At 52.0% G+C, this 18,129-nt stretch carries 7 protein-coding genes; 1 reads left to right on the plus strand and 6 read right to left on the minus strand.

Features of this window, described 5'->3' with window-relative positions:
• Window positions 1-80 precede the first annotated feature (80 nt).
• The gene (locus JSQ80_RS26685) at window positions 81-1,124 is read right to left on the minus strand and encodes a hypothetical protein (protein ID WP_206097842.1); all 1,044 of its coding nucleotides are present in this window, start codon (window positions 1,122-1,124) and stop codon (window positions 81-83) included.
• Window positions 1,125-1,326: 202 nt separating this feature from the next.
• Window positions 1,327-3,306 carry an elongation factor G gene (locus tag JSQ80_RS26690; RefSeq protein ID WP_206097843.1) on the minus strand — a complete coding sequence of 660 codons (1,980 nt, stop codon included), beginning with the start codon at window positions 3,304-3,306 and terminating at the stop codon, window positions 1,327-1,329.
• Between the two features lie 244 nt (window positions 3,307-3,550).
• On the opposite strand from JSQ80_RS26690, the gene JSQ80_RS26695 reads away from it, so the two are divergent.
• Window positions 3,551-3,901, plus strand: coding sequence for a YxeA family protein (locus JSQ80_RS26695; protein ID WP_206097844.1), 351 nt, complete (start codon window positions 3,551-3,553; stop codon window positions 3,899-3,901).
• Between the two features lie 93 nt (window positions 3,902-3,994).
• Here the strand turns inward: JSQ80_RS26695 and JSQ80_RS26700 are convergent, their stop codons facing one another.
• The 4 genes from JSQ80_RS26700 to JSQ80_RS26715 all read right to left on the minus strand — a co-directional run bounded on the left by JSQ80_RS26700 (window position 3,995) and on the right by JSQ80_RS26715 (window position 18,055).
• Window positions 3,995-4,384 (minus strand): MerR family transcriptional regulator, encoded by a 390-nt coding sequence (locus JSQ80_RS26700; RefSeq protein WP_206097845.1) that lies wholly within the window; start codon window positions 4,382-4,384, stop codon window positions 3,995-3,997.
• A 469-nt stretch (window positions 4,385-4,853) separates the two neighbouring features.
• Window positions 4,854-6,617 (minus strand): ATP-binding cassette domain-containing protein, encoded by a 1,764-nt coding sequence (locus JSQ80_RS26705; protein WP_206097846.1) that lies wholly within the window; start codon window positions 6,615-6,617, stop codon window positions 4,854-4,856.
• Entirely contained in the window at window positions 6,614-8,404 is a 1,791-nt protein-coding gene (locus tag JSQ80_RS26710; protein ID WP_206097847.1) for an ABC transporter transmembrane domain-containing protein, read from the minus strand. The genes JSQ80_RS26705 and JSQ80_RS26710 overlap by 4 nt, the downstream gene beginning before the upstream one ends.
• Before the next feature lie 138 nt (window positions 8,405-8,542).
• Complete coding sequence (locus tag JSQ80_RS26715; protein WP_206097848.1) at window positions 8,543-18,055, minus strand: non-ribosomal peptide synthetase; 9,513 nt, start codon at window positions 18,053-18,055, stop codon at window positions 8,543-8,545.
• Window positions 18,056-18,129 lie beyond the last annotated feature (74 nt).

Genomic DNA, 18,129 nt, shown 5'->3' on the forward strand with positions numbered 1-18,129 from the left:
GACTTGAGGTCTTGTTTCATTCGTAAAAAAAAAGACACCCGTGTCCGAGGTTCCCCGCGGACAGAGTGCCCAGCCAGCTACTATTGCATGACTCTCATTTCCCAAAATTGTCCCTTTTCATTAATAAAAGCAGTGACCGTCGGCTGACCCTTTTTCGTAAACGTATATTCCCAATCCTTGACTTTCACTTCATAGCCGGTCAGATCCAGATCGAAATGCTTTTTCGCCATCGGTTTGGCGGCGCTGATCGCCTTCTCCTTCGTGTAATACGGTTTGGCGAACGCTTTCTGAATATCTTTCGGCGCATAAAATTTGTTCAGCAGCTTATCATAGGTGACAGAGCTCGGCTTCCCCGACGAACTGTCGATCCCGACACGGGATCCAGCCTGATCCTGAAAATCGATCGTCTTGTTGAAATGATTGAAATCGTAGTGGCTGACATGAACCTGCTTGCGCAGCTTGGAGGCGCCCGGCAGCTTCTTCATCGCTTCTTCCGCCGCTTTGACGATTTTTTGGTCGACTTGATCGGACGTTGTCAGTTTCCCCATAGAACTGACCTTTCTTGTCTTTGGATCGATGTTGCCATAGTAATCGTCGTCCTCTGTTTCTCCGCCGGAAAAGCTAAACGTTTCAAGTCCCCGATCATCTTTCGAGTAAGAACTAAAGTTAGGGGGCGTGAATTCACCCTTTAGTTCAAGCAGCCCCCACTTTTCTTGGATATCTGCCTGTAAAGCTTTATCCAACTCCTCGAACTTATAGGTTCTGTTTGCGGACATACCTTTAATTTCTCCGGTTTGCTTGTCAACATTTACATGATGCCCATGCCCGGAAGTCAGCGTCCACTCGCCCTTGTCGGTACCGACACCGCTTTCTCCCGTTATGCTGACTAATTTCACTTCTTGTCCCGGGTCGAACTTCTGCAGCGCCTGAGTCGCCTTTTCGATAATTTTCGAATCCAGCTTCTCGAAGGCTTGCTTGAACCGCTCGGTCATCTGCTCTAGCTCTTTCTCGATCTCTGCCTGACTGGCCGCATGAGCAGGCGCATGTCCGGGAAGCAGCGGGAAAGCGGACAGCAGCAGTCCGGCAATAACGGTGGTTGCAATCATTGTTTTGTACGTTTTCATTTGATTATTCCTCCTTGTGGCAATTGCCTATTCCCTCATTAGATTGGGCAACCCTTCCTCCGGTTCCCTGTCAAACTTGATATTTTTACACGGATTTTCATTCGCTTTGCATTTATTTGATTTATTCTTGGTGTAATCTCGGCCCGTTTTCGCATCACAAAGGGCCCTGGGACAGTTGCCTGTCTCAGGGCCCGGTTCATAATCAATAAGCACGCAGGATGTGGAGCATATAATCTTTTCGGTTCAACGGATTGTAGTCCGCCCGCTTTCTCGTTGGATATTCGCCCTCTATTTTTTCAAATCCGCACGGGTTCGCCATAAACGTGCCTTCGCCTTCCGTGAACGAGTGTAGACTCCGTTTGAAATCCTCCGTCGCTGCCACTGGGATCGTCCCTGTCAACAGCCACGAATCTTTACGCTGAACCGGTTCCTTGAATATGGCCTTCAGCCCCGACAAGTTATGCATCGCACGGCTCAACGCATGATCGGGAACGCTCAGTTCGAACTCGTTAATCGGTTCATAGACGTCAGTGCCTGCTTGGGACAGCGCCCCCATTAACACAAGCGGCGTTAACTTTCTGAAGTCGCCGGCTACCGTTACCGGACTGCAATACCCCGTATGCGTCAACGTAACGGCAATATCAGTAACCTCCCACCCGTACAAGCCTTGTGCCAAGGCAGCATATACGCTATCTTCGATAGCCTTGTGAAACGCCAAGGGCAGCGAACCAAGCTCAACGCCTAATTTATAGGTCACGCCGCTTCCAGCAACGCCTGGCTCCACGATAAAGCCTACCGTAGCATAAAATGGATTGTCTGCCGCTCCCATCACTTCTGCTGCCTGTCCCGTTCCTTTTGGCTTTTCGATACAGACGATTCTGGTCTCTGAAAACGTGGCGTCCAACCTATATTTTTCCTTAAGAGTCGTCTCAATCACTTCTTTTTGCACTTCTCCGAACAGGCGGACATAGATCTCATGATGGAAGCCATCCTTCCATACTTCGATTAGCGGATCCTCTTCTGACAGGTCGGTGAGAGCTTGATATAGCCGCTGCTCCTGTTCCTTTTGCTTAGATTCGATGCGTGTTTCCATCTGCGGGGCAGCGAAATGGATGTCTTTGATTTTGTCTGACCGCTCACCTACAACGTCCCCGATTTTAATGTGCTTCAATCCCCATACTTTGCAAAAATCTCCGGCTTCCACTATTTGTGACGGAATGGACTTCCCTTGATTGAATAGGTGCAGCTTTTTAATTTTGTCTGCGTGCATTTCGAACGCGCCGTCCTTGTTTTTCCGGCTTACATTCACATATTCTCTTACGCTCATGCTTCCTGAAAATACTCTGACGTAAGCGATCCATTCACCCGAATGTTCCTTTTCCAGTTTAAAGACGACCCCTGATAAAGGCTCGCCATCTCCGGCTTCATTCACTGGAAACAGCTCTTCGACCCCTGCCAACAGCTCGGAAACGCCAATGCCAGTCATGGCAGATCCAAAAAAGATCGGATAAAGCTTCGCTTCCCTAATGTGCCGCATCAAGACTCGTTTTACTTGTTCTTCCGTTACTTGCTCCCCGTTCACGCAAGACTCAAGCAAAGCTTCATCATTCCATGCAGCCAACTCGATGCATTGCTCCATAAAATCTGGATCCGTCTCATTGTTAAAGCGGTGTTCAACAATGAACGCCTGCTTCGTGCCGATGTTTTCAGCCTTGTATAAAGGTATTACGTTTGCTGCCAGTTTTTCTCGAATGCACTTCGTGATCCCGTCAGATTGCGCTCCGCTCCGGTCTATCTTGTTTACGAACAGTATCGTTGGAATTTGCAGCTTCCTTAACACCGACATTAATATTTTGGTCTGGGCCTGAATCCCTTCTACAGCCGATATGACCAGAACCGCTCCGTCCAGGACGCTGAAAGACCGCTCCACTTCCGCAATGAAGTCCGCATGTCCAGGCGTATCTATAAGATTGATCTTTAGACCGTTCACGAAAAACGAAACGACGGACGCCTTGATCGTGATCCCTCTTCTTCTTTCCAGCTCCATAGAATCGGTTTGCGTATTCCCTTTATCGACCCGGCCAACTTCATCTATAACATTCGTCACATACAATAAACGTTCAGTCAGGCTCGTCTTGCCTGCGTCTACATGCGCAACAATCCCTATATTCATTGTTTTCATAAATTAAAATCCTCATTTCTCCGTTCATAATAATCTCCTCTCGTGTTATGTTGCATTGCCGCATTCCAATCACGCTCCAATCCGTAATAGTAAACCCATTATATAACAACTTCTATCTATATGTCATAAGCGACTGCGGCGGGACCCTTACAATCATGTAAGAGTTCTATCACTTAATTAAATGTTTTCCTCAGGCACAACCCGGTATAATGGAATCAAACAATACAATACAAAAGGTGATGACATGAAACGAAGTATCGCAATGCTTGTTATTTTAATCGTATTGGCATCCATTTTAACCGGCTGCAACTTTAACCGCATGGGGAAAGATATTTATTATGTGCAGATTACAATGGATGGACAAAAGGAAGAGACAACAACCGATAAGGATACATTCACAACTTATAAATATGCTCTGCCTGCCTATGACGAAGAAGGAAATGAAAAAACAATGGAATTTACGGCCCAAAAAAACTTGCGCAAAGAGGCGTTTTTGCGTGTGTACTACTTAAGCAAGAAAGGCGTAACCTCTTGGGAGGAAGTGGAGAAGGATGAGCTGCCTGCAAAAGCGAAAGAGAAGCTTGATTCGGAATAGTTGGAAGAATGACAAAGAGACAGTGTGAGTCTACTCTGTCAGAGAGTATGTCCAACTGTCTCTTTTCTGTACGGAACAAGATGAAGCTCCTATTTATTTCGGCGGAAGGAAAGATTTCAAATAATTTTCGATATCGGCCTCTGCTGTCTCCAGAAGCCCGCCCAGCAGGTTTTTTATTTTGTGCAGTGATTCGATTTTTGCTTCCAGCTGGCGTATTTTGTTGCTAACGACTTCCTTGAGCGCGTCTATTTCCATTTCCGAGCTTAAAACTTGCAACGTTTCTTTAATTTCCTTTAAGGAATATCCAAGTGATTTCGCATCCTTAATAAACTTGATTTTCACCAAATAATCTTCCGTGTATGTTCGGTATCCGTTGGCCGCTCGTATTGGCTTGGGCAGTACTCCTTCATTCTCGTAATAACGGATCGTTTCCGGCTTCAATCCGGTGCGCTTGGCTAGTTCGCTGCGCGTCATTGTTTTCATTTCATCTGCTCCTTGTTCATTCCATGAAAATTCCTTTTATAGGAGACACGCTTTAAGAAACTAAACATATAGGCGTCCAGGCGTTCTCTCATCAACTCATTCGTTAAGCCGGTCACCCCGAACGCTGTCCAGCCCGGATGCGTCAGCCACCGGGACACTGAACAGCATGGCTAGATCCACTCTGCAATGGCCCACATCGATTCCGGAAGCTCGTGTTCAGAAGCCAGCACCATTGGCAATCCTTTCATTGAATCCAACTTATCATCAACGCGTCTGTTTGTCATCCGATGCTGTCACGGTCGTTCCCGTGACAAAGCGGTCCAGATGGTTCAGTGGCAAAAACTGTTGATGTATCGAATCGAAGTACAAGTTTGACGAATAACGCCAAGGGGCCGCCAGACATCCAGTCCGGCGGCCCCTTGTCTCTATTTTATTGGGGCAGATCTAAGTTACCTGTCAAGCTTTCCTGTCAAGGTTGTTCGACAAGGGTTTTTCCAGACTGTCCATACATTCCTGCATAATAGCTTCCGTTCTCAAGCAAGCTGTGGTGGGTGCCTTGTTCCACAACGGTTCCTTGCTTCATGACAAATATCAAATCGGCGTTCTCGACCGTAGTAAGACGATGGGCAATCAAGATGGTCGTGCGTCCCTTCATGAGTTGATTCAAAGCTTGCTGAACCCAATATTCCGATTCGGCATCAAGGGCCGATGTCGCCTCATCGAGCAGCAAAATAGGAGCGTTCTTAAGCAATGCCCGGGCAATCGCAATCCGCTGCCGCTGCCCGCCTGACAAAGACGCCCCTCGTTCCCCCACTTGCGTCTGGTACTGCTCAGGCAACTCATGAATAAAATTGTGGGCATAAGCAGCCTGAGCCGCGGCAATCACTTCCTCCTGCGAAGCTTGCGGATTGCCGTAACGGATATTGTCTTCAATCGTTCCGCTGAACAAGAAGGCTTCCTGCGGCACGTAAGCAATTCGTTGACGAATCTCTTCCAAGGTATAATGTCCGAACGGCTTGCCCTGAATTCGAATTTCGCCGCTGTCAATCGGATAAAAGCCGAGCAGCAATTTGATCAAGGTGCTCTTCCCGCTGCCGCTTGCACCGACGATAGCCGCCACTTGCCCCGGTTGTACTTGCAAGGATACCTTGCATATGACCGGGCTTCCGGATGAATAAGAAAACTCAACGTCATCCAACTCTACCATGGTCTCCGTCACACGGGCGCCGGTCTCGCTTCCAATTCGTTGCGGCTCCTCCTGCTCCTCCAGCATTTCTTGAATCCGCTGCGCTCCTGCCAATGAATTTTGAATCAATGACATGGTTGTTCCAATATTCATGAAGGAATGCGTCAAATGAATTTGCAAGACGGCCAGGGCCGCAACAGCCCCCATGCCAATGATGCCATAGCTATACAACAAGCTGCCAATGACAATGATTCCGCAAAACGTTATGTAGCTTACAAAATGATTGACGGCTGCCAGCACGCCTTTTTTGTGGGCGATGCGGCGGGAAAGCTGCGTCAGCTTCTCGTTCATGGCTCCATACTGAGCATATACCGGACTAATGTGGAACAATTTCACGAGCTGGATGCCCGCAATAAAGTCTGCAAATTTCTCTGTCAGTTTGGCTATAAAATGAAGTGATTGATCATACATCGCGCGAACGGTGCGCACAAAACGAGTGCTAATATAAAAGGAAACGAGCAAAATCAAAAGGGAAGCGCAAGCAAACTGCCAATGAGTGATAAACATCATAATGATGGATCCAACGCTAATCATGATATCCAGCAGCAGCGCAAAAAAGATTCCGCAATACGTCACTTCCAGGGTGGATACGTCGTTATTTATCCGCGACAGGAAATCTCCATTATGCGTCCGCTCCAAATGATCGGCCCGAAGCTTGCACAGCTTATGATAGAGACGTTCCCTGATGTCGACGATCGTCAGTTCCACGCTGCGTCGGAACAAGTAGGTGAATCCGGGCGAAATCAGGTTCAACAGCAAGATGGAGCCTCCCAAAATATATAGCGCCTGAAACATTAGGGAAGTATCTCTCGACCCTGCAAAATCTACCAAGCTCTGGACAACCAAGGTGAATGACAGGATAAATAAGGTGTTAACGAGCCCGCCTGCAATCATGCCAACATAATACTCAACCTTGCGTCGTGTGCTCATAAAGTCCATCATATACTTGATTTCTTTCACATAAGCTAACATCCCGGCGGTTTTCACGTATAGGCCACCTCCTTGCTTCCCGTTCGATCCGTTTCGAATTCTTGATAGTACAAGCGGGCATAAGAGCCCTTTTTCTCCAGCAGCTTCGCATGATCCCCTACCTCTTCGATCTGCCCGTCCTCCATGACCCAGATCTCATCCGCATTCTGAATGGTAGACAGCCGATGCGCAATGACGATGGTCGTTCTGTCCTTCATAAGAACGTTCAACGCTTCCTGAACCAGTGATTCCGACTCCGTGTCCAATGCGGAAGTGGGCTCGTCCAACAGCAGGATGGGCGCATCCTTGAGCAGTGCGCGCGCAATGGTGATACGCTGTCGCTGTCCGCCGGACAGCAGCGCTCCCCGTTCCCCCACGTCGGTCTGATATCCTTCCGGCAGCTCCATAATAAAGGAGTGCGCGTTGGCTGATTTTGCAGCTTCGATCACTTCATCCATCGAGGCATTCTCCCGCCCGTAAGCAATATTATCTGCAATCGTTCCGCTGAACAAATAGGAATCTTGGGTAACGACGGACAAATGGGAACGCAGCTCCTTCGGATTGCAGTCGCGGATTGATTGGCCAAATACCTCTATCTTCCCGCCATCAGCCTGCAGCGGATAAAATCCGCAGAGCAGTTTTATTACGGTGCTCTTCCCCCCGCCACTGGCTCCAACCAACGCTACAGTCTGCCCTTCCGCTACCGTGAAGCTCAAATTGCGCAACAGAGGGGAACCGCTATTCTCGTATGCGAAATTGACGTTGTGAAACGCAATGGGAGGCTGAGCTGTTCTGACTATGCAATGTCCTTCTTCATTCTCGATGGGTTCATTCATAATCTGGGCCGCTCGTTTTAAAGCACCGGTCATCTCGAACGTGTTCGTAATGAGCGTCGGGATGCTCTGCAATGGCTCCAAACACAAATTCAGCAAGTAAAGAAAGGCAATCAGTTCTCCCGTGCTGAACAATCCTTTCGATATCAAATAACTTCCGTATAGGATTGCGAATACGACGGGACTTATCATGAGCGTGAACAGCACGGGAGTGACTATTGCCTCGCGTTTATTTACGGCCAACCTCTTTTTCAGCGTCAGCAGAAGCAGGGATTGATACGATCGGAACAGGATTCCCTGCAGCAAATAGCTTTTGACCAGCGGCATGCCGCTCAATGTATCCTGTAAAATGACATTCATCTGGCCCATGTTTTCCTGTGCTTCTTCCGTGAGACGCTGCAGCTGCTTGCCTACCCATTGCGAGACGAGCAAGGAAACGGGAACAAGCAACAGGCTGAACAGCACAAGCTCCCATCGGATCCACAGCAAATAGCCAAAGCAGCCAATAAAAAGCAGGGGATGATAAAACCATTCCGCCACATCGCGAATCATAAATTGATTGATGATCTGGAGGTCATTGGTTACCCTTGACACCATATCGCCCGAGTGTTGCTTTTCCAAATAATGAACAGGCAATTTGCCGATGCGCTTCATCATCTGGTTGCGAAGATCCCTCATGGTTTGAGCGCTGCTTTTTTCGATACCGTACACCATGAAATATTTCGCGGGAACTCCAATTGCAATGACGATAAATATGGTATATACAATGCGGGTGACCAACTGCCCATCCCCGTTGCCGGCATTGGTCGTTAATTGTTCGATTAAGCTGCCGGTCCATATTTCAATAATCGCGGCCGCAACGGCAGAGATGATTCCGACGATCATCCAGCCCATATGGGGTTTCACGAATGACGATAACCAGCGGGCTGATTTCCATAGGGTCAACGCATCTTTTCGTTTTCGGAGTACCACTCATTTGTCTCCCCTTTAAACCATAGTCGTGACGGAACTCCCCAACGAACCGCCTGCATCATCAACATGCGCAGGTGTGCAGGCGGTATATGAGGATGACATGTATTATAGGTTACGTGTTACAAGCAACAATCGCTGCTATCGCGACAGCACCTCGTGGACGCCGCGCGTTTGCTCGATGATTTGATGGACGACCGCTTGAATCACTTTCACGTTTTGCTCTATGAATCCAGGAAGCAGCACATCCTCATGGACACCAATGAGTCGATGCTCGCAATAGGCTTGCCGGGTTGCCCCATCCCATAACGCAGAAGTGACATTATCCGGTCTGTCTGCATCGGAATCCTCCGCAATTAATGCATGAATATTCGCCTCAACCGCGCCCGTATTCACGAGCTGAGATCCGTACGTCCAGTACGCGCGCATCTTATGCTTGACCCGTTCGCGAATCAGAGGATTGCTGAGCAGCTGCATCTCCTGTTCACCCACCGCTTCAAGCATTTGATCGATATCGCTTTCGAACTCGTCCACCGTTTGAGCGGCCAGCTTCCGCGAGGAGTCGAGCATAATAATATCCGATACGCGGTACCCTCTCTTTTCCATTGCTTTGGCAATTTCGAATGTCAGATTGCCTCCCAACGAATATCCGAGCAGCACATAAGGGGACTGAGACTGAATGGCGACGGCCGCGTCCACATACCGGTCCAGCATATCCTCATAAGATTCGGCATCATCAATGAAATCAATTCCGTATAGGATGCAGCTGTTTTCCATTTGCTTCGCCAGCTCCAAGTAACTTAACCCATACCCGAAGCCGGGAGGCAAGCAAAATACGTTTACAAGACCATTTTCATTTAATTTCGTGAACTGGCTGCTGCTTTTCTCCTCGTACTCGGCTTTTACGATCTCATAGGCCATCGCTTCCACTGTCGGGCGCTGAAACACGTTATGGAGAGCGATTTCCGCGCCCAATTCGATGTAGATTCGGTGTATCAGCTGCATCAAGCTAATCGAGTGTCCGCCCAACTCAAAGAAATTGTCATGAACGCCGATTTTCTCGAGGCCCAGCACCTCCTGCCAGATCTGTGCCAACTGAGCTTCCTGCTTCGTGCGCGGAGCCACATATTCCGTCCCTGTCATCAAGTGATCCTCAGGCGCAGGCAGCGCCTTGCGGTCTACCTTACCGTTAGGTGTCAGAGGCATCCGATCCAGTTGAACGAAGTGCAGCGGAATCATGTACCCTGGAAGATCTTGCGCCAGGATGCCTCTCAGCTCGTTGGCCGGCAGCGGTCGCTCCGCCACGTAGTAGGCGCATAACCGCTTCTCTCCACTGTCGGATTCCCGGGCCAACACGGTCGCCTCCTGAATGGGCTGCACTTTCAATAAATGCGTTTCTATCTCGCCGAGCTCAATCCGGTAGCCGCGTATTTTCACCTGATCGTCAAGCCGCCCCACGTACTCGATGGTCCCATCCGGCAGCCATCTTGCCAGGTCGCCCGTCCGGTACATCCGCTCCCTCGGCGCGAATGGATTGTCGACGAACTTCGCTGCCGTCAATTCGGGACGGTTCAAGTAGCCTCGGGCCAGTCCGTCTCCTGCTATGCACAGCTCCCCAGCCACTCCGATCGGCTGCAGATCGTTCTGAGCATTGACGATATAAATGGTCGTGTTGCTGATCGGGCGTCCGATCGGAACGGTCACGGCATCCTCTGCCACTTCATTCACATCGTGGCATGTGGCAAATACCGTGCTCTCCGTCGGCCCGTACACATGCTTGATTTTGCCCGGTCCTAGCTGATGGAACGCTTTGCGGACGTGAGAGATGGATACGCGCTCCCCGCCGAACAAAATGGTGCGGATATGGCGCAAGCAGTCTGCCTTCATATCGATGAGGATGTTGAAGAACGCCGTTGTGATGAACATTACCGAAATGCGCTCGCGTTCGATCAGGCCTGCCAACTTTCCTACCTCCAACAGCGTCTCTTGCGGAATGAGGACCAGCTTGGCTCCATTTAACAAAGCACCGTATATATCAAAGGTCGATCCGTCGAAAGCATAATTCGATAGCTGCAGCACGTTGTCCCGTTCGCTAAAGTCAATGTAGCTCGTACCTTGCACGACCCGCACGATGTTGCGGTGAGTCGTCAAATTCCCTTTTGGCTTGCCTGTCGTTCCCGACGTATAAATGACATAGGCCAAGTCGGCAGGACCGTTATTCTGTTCCAGATTCGAATCGTCCGCACTATAAGAGCACTCGTCATCCAACAGGACGAACGAGGCTTGCACCGGGATTCTCGACTGCAGTTTATGTTGCGTCAGGATGATTTTGGCCCCGGAGTCCTCCAGCATGTAACGGACGCGCTCTTCCGGATATTCGGGGTCGATCGGCACGTACGCTCCTCCGGCCTTTAGAATCGCCAGAATTCCAACTATCATTTCCAGAGAACGTTCAGCCATAAGACCTACCAAGCGATCGGCTTGCACTCCCTTGGTTCGAAAAGTCCTTGCCAATCGGTTCGCCCGCCCGTTCAATTCGCGGTACGTCAACCGCTCGTCCCCGTACGCAATTGCCGCCGCGTCAGGAGTCCGTTCAACCTGCTCCTCGAATAGGTGCTGAATCGTCTTCTCGCGCGGATATTTCGTCTCCGTGTCATTGAACACCCCGATCATCTCTTTTCTTTCTTGTGCGGTCATCATGTTCAATGATGAAAGTGGCACGCGGGGGTCATGTGCAATTGATTTAAGCAACTGCTTGAAATGCAGCGTCATCCGCTCCACGGTATTGCGTTTGTACAAAGCGGTTGCATACACCATGCTGCATAGGATGCCTTCTTCCCCTTCCTCGGCATGGAAAGTCAGGTCGAACTTCGCCGTTATATGTTCATTCGGATATGATTTTAATTGGAGGCCTTCGATTTCGATGTCCCCCTGCTCTGTATTCTCGAGACTGAACATCGTATCGAACAGTGGATTCCGGCTTAAGTCCCGCGATACGCGCACCTTTTCTACCAGATCCTCGAATGGATAGTCCTGATTCTCGAAGGCGCCCAAGGTTGTTTCTTTCACTTCCTCCAGGTACGACACAAATGCCTTCTCGCTTGCGGGATAATTGCGAGTCGCCAATGTGTTGACGAACATCCCGATGAGCGGCTCGAGATCGCCATGGCTTCTGCCCGCAATCGGCGTCCCCACGATGATGTCTTCCTGTCCCGTATACTTATGCAGCAGCGCAGTGTAGGCTGCCAGCAGCACCATGTACAAGGTGGAACCCGAGTCTGACGCCAGTCGGCGCAATTGTTCGCTCAGATACGGATCGATCGTGAATAACACGGCGTCTCCATCAAATTTTTGAACAGCGGGGCGCACATAATCAGTCGGCAGCTCCAGCACCGGCAATTCTCCTTGTAAACGCTCCAGCCAGTACGCTTCCTGACGCCGCAACTGCCCGCTGCGATCTTCAGATTGCTGCCATACTGCATAATCCTTATACTGAATGCGGAGCGGCTGCAAATCCTCGCCCGCATAGAGCCGGGCGAACTCATCCACCAATATCCCCATCGTAACGCCATCTGAAATGATATGATGCATATCGAACATCAGAATATGCCGCTCTCGCTCTATTTCGATAAGTCCTACCCGCAATAGAGGCGGCAGCTTCAGATCGAAGCTGCGGATAAAGCGCTGTACGATCTTCTCTGCTTCTCCTTCGTCCGCCTGCGCGTACTCCACTGTCAAGCCTGTATCCCGATATATCCGCTGGACCGGTTCTCCGTTCACCATCTCGAAGCCGGTGCGCAGCGCCTCGTGCCGCGCAATCAGCTGCTGGAAAGCCCCCTCGAATCTAGTGCGTTCCAGCGGTCCTTCGAGGGTGAGAACTCCCGGCATGTTGTAGCTCAGCTCGGCCCCTTCCAATTGGCTCACGATATACAGTCGTTTCTGGGCCGAAGACAACGGGTAGACATCTCTTTCCTCAGCCAGCGGGATCACGGCATATTCCTGCTTTTTCATCCCGGCTATCATTTCGGCCAGCTCCTCAATTGTCGGGTACCTGAACACATCCCGCAGTGGCAGATTGATGTGCATTTCCTTGAACACCTTGCTGGCCAAGGTCGTCGCGCGCAAGGAGTGTCCGCCCAAATCGAAGAAATTATCCTTCACGCTAACGTCCGTCAGACCCAGCACCTCTTGCCAGATTCGGGCCAGCTGCGCTTCCAGCGGCGTGCGCGGAGCTACGAATTCCGCTCCGGTATGCGCGCTTCCTTCCGGAGCCGGCAACGCTTTGCGGTCGATTTTGCCGTTCGGCGTCAACGGCAGCCGCTCCAGCTGGACGAAATACGATGGGATCATATACCCGGGAAGTTCTGCGGCCAATGCTCTCCGCAGCTCGCTCACCGTCAGCTCGCGTTCGGCGACGAAGTACGCGCACAATGATTTCTGCCCGCTAACGTCTTCCCGCGCGACGACAACCGTTTCACGGATGAACGGCGTTTTTAGCAGTTGGGACTCCACCTCCCCGATCTCGATCCGGTAGCCCCGGATCTTCACTTGATGATCGATCCGCCCCAAATATTCGACGTTGCCGTCCGGGAGCCACCGAGCCAAGTCGCCTGTCCGGTACATTCGCTCGCCCGGAGCGAACGGATTGTCGACGAATTTCTCCGCCGTCAGGTCCGGCCGCTTCCAATACCCCCGGCCTACGCAAGGTCCGCCGATATACAGCTCGCCCGTTATCCCCACCGGCAGCAAAGAATGGTGTTCGTCCAGAATGTACATCGTCACGCCCGGCAGAGGTTTGCCGATTGGCACCGTCCGCAGCCCTTCCGTGCTCGCCTGCTCGAAGTAGCAGGCATCGATGGTCGTCTCCGTTACCCCGTAGCTGTTGATGATCCTCATGTGCGAACCGAATCGTTCCAGCAGCTTCTGGAATTCTTCCTTCGGGCAATGATCCGCCCCCACGACTGCCAGCTTCATGCTGCTGATGTCCAGCTTGTTCTCGTATACATATTCCATCAGCGGAATGGCGAGCGACGGAGTGACATCGAACATCTGAATCCGATGCTTGCGAATAAGCTCATAAATTTCAGCCGGGTTCGCCCTCGAATCCTCCGGACATAGAATAAGTTCTCCCCCATGCAGCAGCGCGCGGATCAGGTCTCCCGAGAAGACGTCGAATGAAAAGCTCGCCCATTGCATCCAGCGCATGCTCTCTTCCTGCAAGCCGTATTCGCGATCCCACGCGGCCGCCAAGACTGCCATCTGTCTGTGCTCGATCATGACCCCTTTCGGCTTGCCTGTCGTTCCCGAGGTATAGATGACATAGCTCAGATGCTCCGGCTGATTCACCGGCTCCAGATTGGAACCGTCTGCGTCGTAGAACGCTTCTTCATCCAGCATGATCCTTCTGCCGGAGAATGCGGCCCGCGCTTGCAGATGACGCTGGGCCAGCAGCACTTGCGCGTTCGAATCGTCCAGCATATAGTGAATCCGGTCCTCTGGATACTGCGGATCGATCGGCACATAGGCGCCGCCGGATTTCAAGATGGCCATAATGCCCACGATCATCTCCAGCGAGCGATCGGCCATGATGCCCACCAGCTGTTCGGGCTTCACGCCCTCCGCCCGCAGCGTGCGCGCCAGACCGTTCGCCCGTTCGTTCAGCTCCCGGTACGTCAGCTGCTTGTCCTCATGCACGACCGCAATCCGATCCGGTGTGCGCTCCACCTGCTCCTCGAACAGTTCCGGCACCGTGTTCTGCTGCGAACGCCCTGCCTCCGCATCGTTGAACACGTGCCGAATCTGCTCCTCTTCCTCTTCCGTGAGCATGCGGAGCGAGGCCAGCCGCGCCTCCGGCTCGTGCGCAACGGCTTCAAGCAGCCGCCCGAAATGCTTCGCCATTCGTTCTATCGATTCCGGTCGGTATAACGCGGTGGCGTATTCCAGACTGCACGTCATCCCTTCCGCGCCTTCCGCCACGTCCAGGCTCAGGTCGAATTTCGCCACTTTGTATTCAGCCGGGTACGGCTTCAAGCGAAGCCCTGCGAGCTCGAAATCCTTGTCGTCCATATTCTGCAAAGCAAACATCGTATCGAACAGCGGATTGCGGCTCAAATCTCGCGTGACCTGCAGCTTTTCCACCAGTTCCTCGAACGGGTAATCCTGATTCTCGAAGGCCCCCAAGCTCGTTTCTTTCACTTCCTCCAAGTATTCCAGGAACGTCTTCGAGCCGGACGGATAACTCCGGATCGCCAGCGTATTGACGAACATGCCGATAAGCGGCTGCAAATCGCCGTGCGTTCTGCCCGCGTTCGGCGTCCCCACGATTATGTCTTCCTGGCCTGTATACTTATGAAGCAGAATCGTATAGGCAGCAAGCAGCACCATGTACAAGGTCGTTCCGCTCTCGGCCGCGACCCCGCGCAGCGCTTCGCTGAGCCCGGGATCGATCGCGAATTCGAAGGTATCCCCTTCATAGCTCTGGACGGAAGGACGCGCATAATCCGCCGGCAGCTCCAGCACGGGAAGCTCTCCGCCAAACGCCTGCAGCCAATAACTCTCCTGCCGCTTCATGAGCTCCTGCTGCGGCTCGGACTGCTGCCATGCGGCATAATCCTTGTACTGAATGCGCAGCGGCGGCAGTTCCTCGCCGCCGTACAAGCGGACGAATTCCTCCACCACAATTCCCATCGACACGCCGTCGGAGATAATATGATGCATGTCGTACATCAGAATATGCCGATCCTGGCTCAGCTCGATCAGCCCCACTCGCAGAAGCGGCGGCTTCTCCAGATCGAACGGGCGAATAAAGGAACGGACGGCGGCATCGGCTTCTTCTTCGCTCGCCTGCATCATCTCCACTGCGAAATTCACTTCGCGGCATACACGCTGCACCGGCTCGCCATTCACCATTTCAAAGCCGGTGCGCAGCGTTTCGTGGCGCCCAATCAAGCTGCGGAACGCCTCCTCGAATCGGCTCCGGTCGACCTCTCCTTCGAGGAGCATCACCCCCGGCATGTTGTAGCTCTCCTCCGCGCCTTCCAGCTGATGCAAAATGTACAGCCGCTTTTGCGCCGAAGATACCGGGTACCAATCCCTTTCATCCAGCAGCGGAATCTGTCTGTATTCCTGCCGTTCCATCCCGTCAATGAAACGCGCCAGCTCTTCAATCGTAGGATGGCGGAAGATGTCCCGCAGCAGCAGGCTGACATTCATCTCCTTATGCAGCTTCCCGGCGAGCGTCGTCGCACGCAAAGAGTGTCCGCCAATCTCGAAGAAACTGTCCTTCACGCTGACCTTCTCGAGTCCGAGCACCTCTTGCCACAGTTGCGCCAGCTTGGACTCCAGCGGCGTCCGCGGCGCGACATGCTCTTTTCCGGTCATGATGAGTCCTTCCGGCTCCGGCAACGCTCTGCGATCGACCTTTCCGTTCGGCGTCAGCGGCATCTGATCGACCTGCACAAAGTGTGTCGGGATCATATAGGCCGGCAGTTCTTGCGACAGCGCTGCCCGCAGATCACCGGCCATCAGCTCTGCATGCGCTGTATAGTACGCGCACAACATCTTCTGGCCGCTTTCGTCTGGCCGCGCGATTACGACTGCGTCGAGCACAGATTCCACTTTCAACAGATGCGCTTCTACCTCGCCAAGCTCAATCCGGTAACCGCGAATTTTCACTTGATCATCGATTCGTCCCACGAATTCGAGCGTTCCATCCGGCAGCCATCTCGCCAGATCGCCTGTGCGGTAGAGCCGCGTTCCCGGCACGAAGGGGCTGTCCACGAACTTCTCCGCCGTCAGCTCCGGACGATTCCAGTACCCTTGGGCCAGTCCGTCTCCTCCGGCGTGCAACTCGCCGACCACGCCGACCGGAAGCAGCTTGCCTGCGCGATCCAGCACGTACACTTTCGTATTGGCGATCGGGCGTCCGATCGGAATGGAGAGCCGCTCCGTATCGGCGGCCGAAATCTCGTGGCAGCAGGTGAAGGTCGTATTTTCCGTCGGACCATACCCGTTCACCAGACGAATGTCCGGATACCGCTCCAGAACTTTTTTGGCATGGGTCTTCGAGACGACGTCTCCTCCCACCAATAATTGCTGGACTCCTTGCAAGGCTTGGAGTTGATTCTCGACCATCACATGGAAGAGTCCCGCCGTTAACCACAGGATCGTCACTTGATGCTGCTCAATGGCCTCTGTCCATTCAGTCAACGATACATTCCCCGGAGGCAAAATGGCCAGCGCAGCTCCATTCAGCAAGCTGCCCCAAATCTCGAACGTTGCCGCATCGAACGATATCGTCGAGCCCTGCAGAAATACGTCCTTGCTGCTAATGTCCACATAATTGGCAGCGGCAACGAGCCGTACCACCCCTCGATGCGTGACGCAGACTCCTTTCGGAATTCCCGTCGATCCGGACGTATAGATAATGTAGGCCACATCGTCCGCGGTCCCTGCCGCATCCGTCAAGTTCGGCCAGCTTCCTTCCAGAGCCGTCTCGGCCGCTGCATCGAGCAGGACGGAATCGATGCTGTTCGGCATGCTGGTCTGCAGATGCGCCTGCGTGAGCAGCACGCTGATTGCTGTATCTTCCAGCATGGCGTTAATCCGTTCCTCCGGATAGGAAGGATCGATTGGAACGTATGCCCCGCCTGCTTTGAGGATTCCCAGCAGTCCGATCACCATCTCCAGGGATCTCTCTGCGCTGATGCCAACCAATGTGCCTCGTGCTACACCTCGCTCCCGCAGGAGATGGGCAATGCGATTGGCAGCGGCATTCAGCTCTGCATAGGTCAACCGTTTGTCCTCGAATAGCGCCGCCACCGCATCCGGCATTCGTTCCGCCTGCTCCTCGAACAGCTGGTGGATTGTCTTCTGACGCGGATATTCCGCTGCTGTATCGTTCAGAATGGCAAGCAGATGATGCTGCTCGTGCTCGGACAGAAGCTCCACTTTTCCGATTTCAAGCTCCGGTTGAAACAATACGACCGACAGCAGGCGGAAGAGGTGTTCGATCATCGATTCGACATAGTCCGGACGGTATCGATTCTCATCAAAGCTCATGCGTAATTGGATGCGGTCATTTACGAAGTCAAATTGAAATGCGGCTTCTGCGGCTGCAATTTGTTCCAATGAAGCAGTATGTATGTTTGTATAGGAAACGAGTGTATTGACGATAGGAAGTCCTTGGGGATTCACTTGCAAATTCAATTGCCGAAACATTTTACGGAAAGGAAGATGCTGATGCTCAAGCGCCTCGCTGACTGACGCTTTGATTTGCCCTAACAACGATTTGAACGTGCTTTCACTGTTCACATTATTTTTAATCACCAGAAAATCATGGATAGGCGGATGCTCCCCATGTAACGCCGTATATGCAGGCATACCTACCAACACATTTTCGCGATTAGTATATTTATAGAGCAAACTTGTCACGCCTGCCAATACGATCATGTACACGGCCATATCCGATCCGTTCGCCAGGGTGATGATTCTTTGTGACAACTCAGGCGGCAGTGTGCGATTCATGACGCTCATGGTGTTTACGCGTCCCCTGTTGTTATCGGAGGAATTGCTGTATGGCAGAATGCTTATGCTGTCTTCGGAATCAAATTTCTCGTTCCAATAAGCCTCTTCCTTATCAAACACCGACTTCATTCGTAAACATCCCCTATCCTACTGTTTTTATTGAAAAAGACCGGGAGTGTGCGGGCCGAATTAGATCGAACGCA

The organism is Paenibacillus apiarius (genome assembly GCF_017052585.1).
Classification (GTDB): domain Bacteria; phylum Bacillota; class Bacilli; order Paenibacillales; family Paenibacillaceae; genus Paenibacillus_B; species Paenibacillus_B apiarius.

Coding starts and splice junctions, on each gene's coding strand:
- JSQ80_RS26685 (WP_206097842.1), bottom strand. CDS start 1,124: ATGAAAACGTACAAAACAATGATTGCAACCACCGTTATTGCCGGACTG.
- JSQ80_RS26690 (WP_206097843.1), bottom strand. CDS start 3,306: ATGAAAACAATGAATATAGGGATTGTTGCGCATGTAGACGCAGGCAAG.
- JSQ80_RS26695 (WP_206097844.1), top strand. CDS start 3,551: ATGAAACGAAGTATCGCAATGCTTGTTATTTTAATCGTATTGGCATCC.
- JSQ80_RS26700 (WP_206097845.1), bottom strand. CDS start 4,384: ATGAAAACAATGACGCGCAGCGAACTAGCCAAGCGCACCGGATTGAAG.
- JSQ80_RS26715 (WP_206097848.1), bottom strand. CDS start 18,055: ATGAAGTCGGTGTTTGATAAGGAAGAGGCTTATTGGAACGAGAAATTT.